The sequence below is a fragment of the Brachyspira pilosicoli genome, assembly GCF_008016535.1.
Lineage (GTDB): Bacteria > Spirochaetota > Brachyspiria > Brachyspirales > Brachyspiraceae > Brachyspira > Brachyspira pilosicoli_A.
In genome coordinates this window covers 1-12,030 of sequence record NZ_SAXY01000004.1, presented here as the reverse complement: position 1 = coordinate 12,030, position 12,030 = coordinate 1, and the positions used below count along the sequence as shown (strand labels likewise).

General features: G+C 26.3%; 14 protein-coding genes. 10 read left to right on the top strand and 4 right to left on the bottom strand.

Features of this window, described 5'->3' with window-relative positions:
- The first annotated feature begins 218 nt into the window (after positions 1 to 218).
- Genes EPJ72_RS00395 through moaC form a run of 10 tightly spaced genes read left to right on the top strand, consistent with a single transcriptional unit; the run spans position 219 to position 7,417 of the window.
- On the top strand, positions 219 to 911 hold the full coding sequence (locus EPJ72_RS00395; protein WP_147730306.1) for an ankyrin repeat domain-containing protein: 693 nt from the start codon (positions 219 to 221) through the stop codon (positions 909 to 911).
- Between the two features lie 25 nt (positions 912 to 936).
- Positions 937 to 1,467: an SRPBCC family protein gene (locus tag EPJ72_RS00390; RefSeq protein ID WP_147730305.1), complete on the top strand. Its 531-nt coding sequence runs from the start codon at positions 937 to 939 to the stop codon at positions 1,465 to 1,467.
- Between the two features lie 28 nt (positions 1,468 to 1,495).
- Positions 1,496 to 1,963 (top strand): MOSC domain-containing protein, encoded by a 468-nt coding sequence (locus EPJ72_RS00385; protein WP_147730304.1) that lies wholly within the window; start codon positions 1,496 to 1,498, stop codon positions 1,961 to 1,963.
- Positions 1,935 to 2,405, top strand: a complete 471-nt coding sequence (locus EPJ72_RS00380) for a MogA/MoaB family molybdenum cofactor biosynthesis protein (protein WP_147730303.1) — start codon at positions 1,935 to 1,937, stop codon at positions 2,403 to 2,405. The genes EPJ72_RS00385 and EPJ72_RS00380 overlap by 29 nt, the downstream gene beginning before the upstream one ends.
- 33 nt (positions 2,406 to 2,438) lie before the next feature.
- A complete protein-coding gene (gene modA / locus EPJ72_RS00375; protein WP_147730302.1) occupies positions 2,439 to 3,215 on the top strand; it encodes a molybdate ABC transporter substrate-binding protein in 777 nt (258 codons plus the stop codon).
- Between the two features lies 1 nt (position 3,216).
- Positions 3,217 to 3,885: a molybdate ABC transporter permease subunit gene (modB, locus tag EPJ72_RS00370; protein ID WP_147730301.1), complete on the top strand. Its 669-nt coding sequence runs from the start codon at positions 3,217 to 3,219 to the stop codon at positions 3,883 to 3,885.
- A 24-nt stretch (positions 3,886 to 3,909) separates the two neighbouring features.
- On the top strand, positions 3,910 to 4,941 hold the full coding sequence (locus EPJ72_RS00365) for a sulfate/molybdate ABC transporter ATP-binding protein (protein ID WP_147730300.1): 1,032 nt from the start codon (positions 3,910 to 3,912) through the stop codon (positions 4,939 to 4,941).
- A 35-nt stretch (positions 4,942 to 4,976) separates the two neighbouring features.
- On the top strand, positions 4,977 to 6,185 hold the full coding sequence (locus EPJ72_RS00360) for a molybdopterin molybdotransferase MoeA (protein ID WP_147730299.1): 1,209 nt from the start codon (positions 4,977 to 4,979) through the stop codon (positions 6,183 to 6,185).
- Complete coding sequence (locus tag EPJ72_RS00355) at positions 6,169 to 6,966, top strand: GTP 3',8-cyclase MoaA (protein WP_147730298.1); 798 nt, start codon at positions 6,169 to 6,171, stop codon at positions 6,964 to 6,966. The genes EPJ72_RS00360 and EPJ72_RS00355 overlap by 17 nt, the downstream gene beginning before the upstream one ends.
- A 1-nt stretch (position 6,967) precedes the next feature.
- The gene (gene moaC / locus EPJ72_RS00350) at positions 6,968 to 7,417 is read left to right on the top strand and encodes a cyclic pyranopterin monophosphate synthase MoaC (protein WP_147730297.1); all 450 of its coding nucleotides are present in this window, start codon (positions 6,968 to 6,970) and stop codon (positions 7,415 to 7,417) included.
- Positions 7,418 to 7,469: 52 nt separating this feature from the next.
- On the opposite strand, the gene EPJ72_RS00345 is transcribed toward moaC, so the two are convergent.
- From EPJ72_RS00345 to EPJ72_RS00330, 4 genes are all read right to left on the bottom strand, one after another.
- Positions 7,470 to 8,168, bottom strand: coding sequence for an outer membrane beta-barrel protein (locus tag EPJ72_RS00345; protein WP_147730296.1), 699 nt, complete (start codon positions 8,166 to 8,168; stop codon positions 7,470 to 7,472).
- Between the two features lie 83 nt (positions 8,169 to 8,251).
- Entirely contained in the window at positions 8,252 to 8,857 is a 606-nt protein-coding gene (locus EPJ72_RS00340) for an HNH endonuclease family protein (protein WP_147730295.1), read from the bottom strand.
- Between the two features lie 5 nt (positions 8,858 to 8,862).
- Positions 8,863 to 9,978 (bottom strand): M24 family metallopeptidase, encoded by a 1,116-nt coding sequence (locus EPJ72_RS00335; RefSeq protein WP_147730294.1) that lies wholly within the window; start codon positions 9,976 to 9,978, stop codon positions 8,863 to 8,865.
- Positions 9,979 to 10,053: 75 nt separating this feature from the next.
- Positions 10,054 to 11,787 carry a motility associated factor glycosyltransferase family protein gene (locus tag EPJ72_RS00330; RefSeq protein WP_147730293.1) on the bottom strand — a complete coding sequence of 578 codons (1,734 nt, stop codon included), beginning with the start codon at positions 11,785 to 11,787 and terminating at the stop codon, positions 10,054 to 10,056.
- Positions 11,788 to 12,030 lie beyond the last annotated feature (243 nt).

The following is a 12,030-nucleotide window of genomic DNA, read 5'->3' as shown; positions in this document are numbered from 1 at the left end:
ACTATAAATAATTTAAATTCTGTGCTATAATCTCTTTTCATAGTAGCATCCTTTTTATTTGTTTTATGTTCAAAATATTATAACAAGGATACTGCTTTTTTTATACTAAAAAATGTCCAATATCTCATACTCCTAAACAGTTTATTTTTTATTAGTGTATTGATAATATTATAATATAAAGTATAATAAACATAATTTTACTATTCAAGGATGTAAAAATGAAAAAAATAATCTTCTTTATGATTACAGGATTAATTATATCATTATCTCTACATGCACAAGTGGAGAGATTTCCAAGATTAACTCCAGAACAATTAACAAATTTAGCAAATCCTAGAAGACTTTCTCATAGAATATTTTATAGAGAAAAATCAAAAGGTCCTAATGCAAAATGGTTTGATGCAGTTAAAGAAGGCAATTTAGAAGAGATAAAAAAAATGGTTGAAGCAGGACAGGATATTGAAGTTCAAGATACAGCAAGTTTAAAACAAACAGCTTTAGGTTGGGCTGCTTTTATAGAATATTTAGATATAGTTGAGTATTTAGTGGGTAAAGGAGCTAATTTATACGCAGGAGATACTGCCGATGTTACTAGTGCTTTTAAATCTGCTATACTTGGAGGAAATATAAAAGTAATAGAATATTTATATCCTTTATATAATGGTAAATTAAATTTAAATGAACAGGATAAAAGAGATGGCGAAACAATGCTTATGGTAGCTGCTGGTAATAGCAGAGAAGATGCTGTTAAGTTTTTATTAGATAAAAATGTAGATGTAAATATCATAAGCAGACAATTAAATAAAACTGCTTATACTTATGCTTGTGAGTCGAAAAATCAAAATATCATCAGTATGATAAAGGCAGCAGGCGGAACAAATGTAAGAACAGGTAAGGCTTCTTGTAATTAATATTTTTATAAGAGTAAATAAAAACATGTTCTATTTAGTTCCAGTATTTATAATTCTTCCATTAATATTAATGGCTGTAATGATAATAGTACCTAATCATATAGGAAAAAAATTAGCTCCATCATTTACAAAAACAAAATCTTCTATTCTACAAATAAAAAGAAATGATTTATTTGATTTATTAGTAAATTATGAGAATTATCCTATATGGCTAAAGTATTTATCTATTGTTAGTGTAGAAAAAAGAGAAAATAACAAATTAAAAATAATACAAACTTATAGCGACAGAAAAACATCTCAAGAGTTAACTGAAGTGAGAAGAATTAATACTGATGATAGAACAGAAATTTCTATTGTTAAATTAGAAAATGAGTTTACCGTTTTATGGACATATATATTAGAAGATGAAAATGATGATAAAACAAAAATAACAATAAAAGAAACATCATATGTTTATCATCCTTATTTTAGATTTATTTTTAAGTATGTTCTTACAGATGAAAATGGTAAAAATGAGTTTTTAATTAAATTAAAAAAATACGTTAATAAAAAATAAATATTATTAAATTGGTAATTATATTAATATGACAAATAAAGAATTTAGTTTAGTGTCTTTAAATATATCTGAAAACACGGGTACTATAAAAACTCCTGTAAAAAGTATTATTTTAGTTGAAGATAAAGGTGTATTTAATGATGCTCATTTTGATAAATTAACTGATAGGCAGGTTTCTTTGCTTGCAATTGAAGATATAGAGTATACAAATAAAAAAATGAATACCAATAAAAAAATGAATACCAATTTAAAGCCCGGTGATTTTGCAGAAAACATTACTACAAAAGGTGTAGAGCTTTATAGTTTAGAAATAGGCACTAAAATATATATAGGTAAAACAATATTAGAAGTTTCGAAAATAGGTAAAGAATGCCATAATGGATGCGATATAAAAAAACTAGTTGGCGATTGTATTATGCCTAAGAGGGGAATATTTGCTAGAGTAATTAAGGGAGGAGAGATTACAGTTGAGGATACTTGTTATTACTGTATCTGATAGGGCATATAAAGGCATATATCAAGATAAATCTGGTGATATTATTATAAAAACTTTAGAAGAAGAATTAAAAGATAAAATTATAAATAAAATTATTATACCAGATGAATATGATATTATATTAAATACATTAAAAAATAATAAAGACAATTTTGATATAATAATAACTACAGGAGGCACTGGTTTATCAAAAAGAGATGTAACACCTGAAGCTACGATGGAGTTTTGTAAAAAAGAGGTTAGGGGAGTATCAGATTATTTGAGGCAGGAATCTATGAAAGAGACTATATTTGCTTCTCTTTCAAGAGGGTATGCTGGAATCAATGATAATGTATTTGTGGTAAACTTTCCGGGAAGTGAGAAGGCAGCAAAATATTGCACTAAATTAATTGTTCCTTTGCTTAAACATATTATAGATATGATAAAAGGTGAAGGGCATTAATAATATTTAATAAAGTTTGTTTAAGGAAATGTTATGAAAAAGATTGTATTTGCATTTTTTTTAATATTGTATTTATTTGTATCATGTAATTCATCGAATACATCTAATTCTGAAAATAATAAAGAAATATATGTACTAGCGGCAGCAAGCCTAACAGATGTACTTACAGAACTAGCTAATAATTATAAACAAGAAACATCAACAGAAGTTATATTTTCTTTTGCTTCATCAGGTGCTTTGCAAGCTCAAATAGAAGCCTCTGCTCCTGCAGATATATTTTTCTCTGCAGCACAAAAACAAATGAATGCTTTAGAAGAAAAAGGTTTAATTGACAGTGAAACCAGAAAAGATTTACTTGAAAATAAAGTTGTTTTAATTACTCCAAAAAACTCTAATTTAAATATTAAATCATTTACAGATATAACTAATTCTAATATCAAAAAACTTGGTCTTGGTGAACCAAAAAGTGTACCAGTAGGGCAGTATTCTGAAGAGATATTGAGTAATTTATCTATACTAGATATTGCTAAAGAAAAAGCTGTGTATGGTTCTGATGTGAGAAATGTGCTTGATTGGGTGGAGACTGCTGAAGTTGATTGCGGTATAGTATATTCTACAGATGCTAAAATAGCAAAAAATATTAATATAATAGCGGAAGCTCCAGAAGGCACTCATAAAAAAGTTATTTATCCTATATCAATAATAAAATCTTCTCAAAACAAAGAAGAAGCAAAAAAGTTTATTGACTATATTTCTACAGATACATCAAAAGAAATATTTAAAAATTATGGCTTTACTGTAGTGGAATAATATGCAATATTCTCCATTAATACTTTCTCTAAAAACAGCATTCTATTCTACCATAATAACTTTTTTTGTTGGAATATATATTGCCTTTGCAGTTTTTAAAATAAAAAAGTTTTCATCTATATTTGATATAATATTTACTCTTCCATTAGTACTTCCTCCTACGGTTGTTGGATTTTTTTTGCTTATATTTTTTGGCAGAAATTCTTTTATAGGAAGCATAGTTGAAAAATTAGGTTTTCCTTTTATATTTACTTTGAGAGGAGCTATACTTGCTTCTTTTATAGTTTCTTTTCCATTAATGTATAGAACTAGTAAAGGAGCTTTTGAGCAGATAGACACTAATATTATAAATGCTGCTAGAACATTAGGTAAGTCTGAAAATTGGATATTTTGGAGAGTTATGCTTCCAAATAGCTGGCAATCTATATTGGGAGGGGCTATACTTTCTTTTACAAGGGCTTTAGGAGAGTTTGGTGCTACTATTATGATTGCTGGAAATATACCTAACAAAACTCAAACTATATCACTTGCTATATACACTGTTGTACAGGCAGGTGACAGAGAATTAGCTTTTAGGTGGGTTATAATAATTGTTGCAATATCATTTATAAGTATAATGATGATGAATATTATAATACCTGTTTCTAGTAGTATTAAAAAGAGATTATAAAAAATATATTTTGAGGTTTTAATATTGAGCTTAATAGTTGATATTAAAAAGAGATTATCTAATTTTGATTTAGATTTGCAATTTGAGGCGAGCGGAGGAGGAGTATTTGCTATACTTGGAGCTTCTGGAAGCGGAAAGAGTATGGCTTTAAAATGTATTGCTGGTATAGAGAATCCAGACAGCGGATATATAGAACTTGACGGAAAAGTTTTTTATGATTCTAAAAAGCATATTAATATTAAACCGCAAAAAAGAAATGTTGGATTTTTATTTCAAAATTATGCTTTATTTCCAAATATGACAGTTGAAGAGAATATAAAAGCAGGAATTAGAAATAAATATATTAATATTGAAGATATAATGAAAAAGTTTTTTATATATGATATAAGAAATAAAAAACCAAGAGAGATATCAGGAGGAGAACAGCAGAGAACTGCTTTAGCGAGGATATTTGTATCATCGCCTAATATATTATTATTAGATGAACCTTTAAGTGCTTTAGATTATCATATAAGGTTGGAGTTAGAAAAGTTTATTTTATCTAGCATAAAAGAGTTTAATGGCACTACATTATTTGTATCTCATAATAGAGAAGAAGTTTATAAGATGGCTGATAATATAGGTATATTAAACAGAGGTAAATTTGAAGTTGTAGATTCTAAGCATAATATTTTTAAAAGCCCAAAGACATATTTTTCTGCTTTGCTTGTTGGGTGTGAGAACTTTTCGAGGGTAAAAATATTAGATGATAAAAAAATAGAGTGCATTGATTGGAATATTATAATTAATAGTAATAATAATATAAATTATATAGGTGTGAGGGCTAATAGTTTTTTTGAAAATAATAATTTACATGATTCTCAAAATATTGATATAAAATGCCGTATTAAAAAGATAGTGGAAGAGATTTTTTCTTATGTCATTACTGTTACTCCCACAAATACTGAAAGTGAAATAATATGGCATTTGCATAAAGATAATTATAAAAAAAACTACTATGTTGGAATGGAGATAAACTTAGCTATTAATATTGATAATATTATGTTTTTAGAATAATATAATTTAATAATTTAAACTTAAGGTAATTAAAAATGGCTAGAACTTTTTTGCATCCTGATGAGGCTTTAAAATTGGTATTAGAAAATATAGAAGATTATGGAGAAGAGAAAATATCTGTGCTTGATTCTTATAATAGAGTTTTAGTTAATGATATTTATGCTTTGAATGATGACCCTCCTTTTAATAAATCATCTATGGACGGATATGCCTACAACAAAGAAGATGAAAATAAAGATAATTATGTTTTAATTGAAGATAAAATTATATATGCGGGGCTTTCTGAAAAAATAAAAGTTAATAGAGGAGAATGTGTGAAGATTATGACAGGCGCAATGCTTCCAGAAAATTGCAATGCTGTGCAGAGAGTTGAATGGACTGAAAAAATAGAAGATGAAAAAACTATTATTAAATTTACAAAAAAAGAAATTAGTAATAATGTAATAAAAAAAGGAAACAATAAAAAAATAGGTGAAAAGATAATAGATAAAAAATTTTTACTTCCAAAAGATATAGCAATATTAGCAGGTTTTGGTTTTTCAAATATTGATGTAAAGAAAAAAATCAAAGTAGCAGTTGTTTCTACAGGAGATGAAATAGCAAATATTGGAGAGAGTTTAAAAGATGGTCAGATATATGATGCTAATGCTCCTATGCTTGTATCAAGAACTTTAGCATTATCCTGTGATAGTAAGTTTTATGGCAAAGTAAATGATAATGAAAAAGAGATAAAAGATATACTTTCTAAAGCTATAGAAGAAAATGATATTGTGCTTATAAGTGGCGGAGTATCTATGGGCGATTTTGATTATGTGCATAAAGAGTTGTTGGAGCTTGGAGTAAAACAAATATTTCATGGTTTAGCTATGAAGCCTGGTAAACCTTTATTTTTTGGTAAGTTAGGTAAAAAGGCAGTGTTCGCTTTACCTGGTAATACAGTTTCTTCTTTTATGACTTTTGAGATTATGGTTAAGGCTTATATATTAAGTTGTTTAGGTTTGAAATATGAAAGTAGTTATACAAATGCCGTATTAACAGATGAGTTTAACAGAAAAGATGATGAAAGACTTGAGTATGTACCTGTAAAACTAATTCATAATAATACAAAGTTGGAAGTTAGACTTATAAATTATAATAATTCTTCTATGATAGCATCATTCTCTGATGCTAATGGTATATTAAAAATAGATATAGGAATTTCTAATATAAAAGCTGGGAGTATAGTAGATGTTAGATTCCTTTAATAGAGAGATTAATTATATTAGAGTGTCTGTTACAGACAGATGCAATTTAAGGTGTATTTATTGCATGCCTGAAGAGGATTTTGAAAAAAAAAGTCATAATGAAATTTTATCTTATGAACAAATATATGATGTTGTAAAAGAGGCAGCAGAACTTGGAGTTAAAAAAGTGCGTCTTACTGGAGGTGAACCTTTAGTGAGAAAAAATATCGATGAGCTTGTAGCTATGATTAGAAAAGTAAAAAAAATTGAAACTATAGCTATGACTACAAATGCAATCCTTCTCTCTACTATAGCCGAAAAATTAAAAAATGCTAGTCTTGATTCTATTAATATTTCTCTCGATACTTTAGAGAGTGAAAGATATAAATATATTACAAGAGGCGGTAATTTAAAAGATGCTTTAAGAGGAATTGAAACTGCTTCTAAATTGGGATTTCAATTAAAGATTAATGTTGTTGTTTATGATGATAAGAGTAGAGAAGAGTTGCCATTATTAGAAAAATATGCAAGCAGCGTTAATGCTAAATTACAAACCATTCAGTATTATAATATTAATGCTCAAAAGACTGATAGTATAAATTATGACAGACCTCATAAATGCAAATATTGTAATAGGATAAGACTTCTTTCTGATGGTTATTTGCTTAGCTGTTTACATAGTAATATTAAATTTAAAATTGATTTTAATGATATAAAAGGCTCTATTATAAAATGCATCGAAGGCAAGCCTGAAAACGGCAGTTATAGTGATGTAAAATCTATTAGTATGATAGGAGGATAATATGGAATTAACTCATATAGATGAAAATGGTAATGCCAATATGGTTGATGTTGGAAATAAAGATATTTTAAAAAGAGAAGCTAGAGCACAAGGAAAAATATATTTATCAAAAGAGACTATTGATTTGATAAAAGAAAATAATATAAAAAAAGGTGATGTTATATCTGTTGCAAGAATAGCAGGCATAATGGGAGCAAAACAAACTTCTAATCTTATTCCTTTATGTCATAATATTAATATAGAAAAAGTAACTATTGATTTTATCTTAGAAGATGACGGAATAATTGCAATGTCATATTGCAGATGCAGCTACAAAACAGGTATAGAAATGGAAGCTTTAACAGCAGTGAGTATATCTCTTTTAACTATATGGGATATGTGTAAGGCAGTAGATAAAAAAATGAAAATAGGTAATATTGTATTAATTTCAAAAACTAAAGAAAGTGTTTAATAAAAGAGCATTACTTAATAAAAATAATGCTCTTTTTATATTTTTTATTTTTTTAATTTTTACTAGGTTTGAATCTTAAAGAAAGCTCTAAACCAATATCAAAACTGTCTGTTCCTATATAAGTTCTTGATTTAGGTCCAAAATTATATCCCAAATAAAAACCTATGCCAAAATCTCTTGTGTCAACAAATTCTCTAGTTTCATAATTGATATCTGAAAAAAACCAATCAAAAGTTAATTTTATATATGGTATAACAAACATTTGATTATATATTGATTTTATATCATTAAAATTAATCTTTTCATAATGTTTATAACTTTCAGTATCTGATATTCTTGTATATGATTCTATTATTCCATGAAAAGGAATTTTTACTCCAGCTCCTAATCCTACAGAAAAATTATTTATATTAAATTTAGGTAATACCCCTAATTGTAAACTAGTAAATCGATTACGTATGGTATGTCTTTGATATACTGTATTAGGAATTTTATAAGAAAAACTATCATGACTAAAACCTATTTCACCTAATATACTCATAGCCATATTATTATTAAAATCTGCTAAATATCCGAGCTGAGCAGTAAGAGCAGCATCAAAACCAAAAGAAACTTTTCTCTCAAAACCAGCATCCCCGATAGGTATACCAATAGATTTGCCGATATTGGCATTTATTATAGCCTCAAAACCGCTTTTAGCAAAAACAGAACTATTAATTATTAATATCATTAGAAATAGATACTTTTTCATTATATCCTCCTAATATGACTTTATAGTTTATGATAAACTATTATACTCTTTTGTCAATCATTATAGAAAAATATGAATAATTTTTATTTTCCTTTGCAGATTATATTTGATAATTCATCAAAGCCTTCTTCAATAGTAAGTCCCCAATCTGTTTTTATCTTATACCACTCTCTAATATATTCGCATTGATATTCTTCATTTTCTGGAAGCCATTCAATAGGAGATTTATCACTCTTAGAACGATTAGCACTTCTTGAAACAGCTATTAAATGATGTTCATTTTTTAAATAATTATAATATCTGTTTTTTTTCTCTTTGCTCCAATTACTAGCACCGCTCATATAGGCATTTTTTAAAGGCACTAAATGGTCTATATCCAAATCCTTAGGGTCATCAAAATATTTGCCAGTGTATTTATCATACCATCTTCCAGATACTATTCTATTATTTGATATTATAGGTTTTATTAAAGACTCTTCCAAAAGAACTTCATTTCTTGTATTAAGTCCGTCATTGTCATCATCTGTCCATTTTCCCCAATCATCTCTATTATATCTTTCTATTTTTTTAGTAAAATATTTAGCCTCTATTATGTCATATTTATCATAACAATAATATATTAAAGCAAAAACAACTGCTATAAAAAGCAAAAATAATTTATTTAGTTTCTTTTTTCTTTTTCTAGCCATATTTTTTATAATACAATTAAATCAGTTGGTGTGCTATTTAAAATTGCAGGACCATCTTTAGTTACTATAGCCATATTCTCTATTCTCACCCCTCCAAAATCTGGTAAATATATACCCGGCTCAATAGTAACTACAGCTCCTCCATCAAGCATATGATCAACTATAGGTGATAATCTAGGAGATTCATGTATCTCAAGTCCAACACCATGTCCAAGCCCATGTCCGAAATATTGTCCGTATCCAGCATTTTTTATTACTTCTCTTGCAACATTATCAACCTCTTTTCCAGTTATTCCAGAATGTATAGCAGCTGCTCCTTTCTCATTTGCTTCTTTTACTATATTGTATATTTTTTGCATTTCATTAAATTTATCGCCTTTTCCAAAAAAGAAAGTTCTAGTAATATCGCTTTTATATCCATCTCTTGATAATCCAAAGTCCATTAAAATGTTATCCCCAAGTTTTAATTTTCTATCTGATGGAACTCCATGAGGAAGAGAGGTTCTATCACCAAAAAGAAGTATAGTGTCAAATGCTGTTTTATCTCCGCCTTCTTTTCTCATTTGATATTCTAATTCTGCAGCCAAATCTTTTTCTGTAACTCCTTCTTTTACAGTTGATAACATTTTTATCATAGCTTTCTCAGCACTGTGCAAATTCTCTTTTATTATATTAATTTCTTCCTTTTCTTTCACTATTCTTATAGAGTCTATATCTGCCTTACTTATGCTAACCTTAATAGAATTATTTACCATAGAAGCAACTATATTTTCATAATCACTAAGATATAATGCATTTTTAGCAACAGTTATTTCTTTTATGTTGTTTTCTTTTATAAAATCAGCTAAAGCATCTTGATAAGTATTCGCAACCAAAACAACTGTAGTTTTGTGAGTAATTTTAGATGCCACTTCAAAATATCTTGAATCTACAAATAAATATTTTTTAGAATCATATATCAAAAGCCAGCCTGCTGTACCTTTAAAGCCTGTTAAATAAAATATGTTTTCGTTTTTAGTTATTAAAATTGTTTCTTTAGTAATATCTAATAATCTATTTAATCTAGAATCATAATCAAATTTATTATTTTCTTTGCTTGTAAATGTTTTTAATGCTGACATAATTTGCCTACCTTATAATTGTTTATATAACTTAATATTATACTAATAAATTATATTTTGTCAAAATTAATATTTTTATAATTTTTTTATAGCTATATCTATTCTGCTTAAAAAATAAGTAACATTGCTTAATGTTTCAGTTAGAAGAAAGATAAGTTTATTTCTTTTTGTTGAATTAGCTCTATTTGACATCATCATGGTAGAAGAGAGTATTGTTTTTAATATATTTGCTTTCTCTTGATAAGTTTTTATTGTTTTTATAGAAGTATCATAAATACTATTTATTTTTTCTTCATCACTAGTATTTTTTGCTTCGTTATAAATACATAACATCTTAGTTTTAAACTCTTCTAATAGAGTTCTTAATTTATTATAAGCTTCTTTTATATTTAATTCATGATTTTCTTTATATATTTTATCTGCTATGCTTAATGCTATGTTTCTATCAAATACAAAATCATCAATATTTCCTTCTTTAATATGTTCTATCTTTACAGCATCATAAGTTAGCCTTTGTATATTCATGCCTTTATATTTGTCTTTGAAACTTTTAAAATATTCTATTTGGTTTTCAAATATAAACTCTGTAGGAGGATAAACATCAATATTAGTATTATTTTTTATTGTGTTAAAATAATAAGACTCGAATGTTTTTATTTTATTTGTTTTATTTATCATATATTCATATGATAATGTATGTTTAATATGTCTTTGATAAAATGGATAGCTATTATCAAAACCTATTAGAAGCACATCTTTAAAACCTGTGTAGTATGCAAAATCTATCATAGTGCTTGCTACTGTACTTGAAGTATTTAATGCTGATATAGTAGTATAATCATTAATATATTTTATCAATTCTAAATTTTCATTTGAACTAAATCTTATTAAATTAGTTTTATTTTCTAATCTTTTAGGTATTAATTTATTGCATGCTATATCCATTATTAAATATGGAAAATTTTCACTTTCATAAATAAAATCTAAAGAATTAAAAAATCCTCCATCTACAGTAATTACAAAATCAGGTATTATATTATTTTTGCAAAGTACACTATAAGCCGTATCTACACATATTATAATAAAAGACTCTCTGTTATTTTTTATTTTTTTTATAGAATATTCTAAAGTTGGTCCAGGACATACTAATAAAGCCTTGAAATCCTTGAATGCATCTTTTAATATAGATATATCAGATGATTTACTAATATACTCACTATTAAATATAATATTTTTTGTCCATATATTTTCAAAATACATATTTGTTAATATATTAGATAATTCTTTCTCCATATTATTTAATATGTCAGTATAAAATATATTAGCCTTCTCTTTTTCTTCTTTGGTTAGAGATGGAAGTATTACAAGGTTTATGCCATTAATATTTTCATAGTCTATTATTTTGTTTATGTAATCTATATCATCTTCATTATCTATAAAAAAAATGTTTTCATTGTTTGCGGAATAAATGTTATAGTATGAATATTTAAAAATGGCTGCATCTTCTACAACAATAATTATTTTTAAAGCCTTTATAATTTCATCATTAAAATAATTGTTAATATTTTCTAATAAGTATTTTAATATATATCCTAATCCATAACCATATATTATTATTAGATTTTTATTTTTATTTATATTTTCTAATGCTCTCTTACACTCATTTTCTATATTATATTTACTATGTATTGCTCTATTATTTTTGTATATTATCTTTAAACCATCTTTATTTACATCAGTTTTGTAAATATCAGGCAATTCTTCTTTTTCTTGTTGTAATTTACTATATAATTTTGTAGATATATTCATATTTTATATATCATAACAAAAAAACAGATAAAAATCAAATATTGTTTAGGAGTATGAGATATTGGACATTTTTTAGTATAAAAAAAGCAGTATCCTTGTTATAATATTTTGAACAGAAAACAAATAAAAAGGATGCTACTATGAAAAAAGATTATAGCACAGAATTTAAATTATTTATAGTGGATGAAGCATTAGAAACTAAAAATATTAAAAGATTTTTAAAGATAGAAGAAATACCCAAAT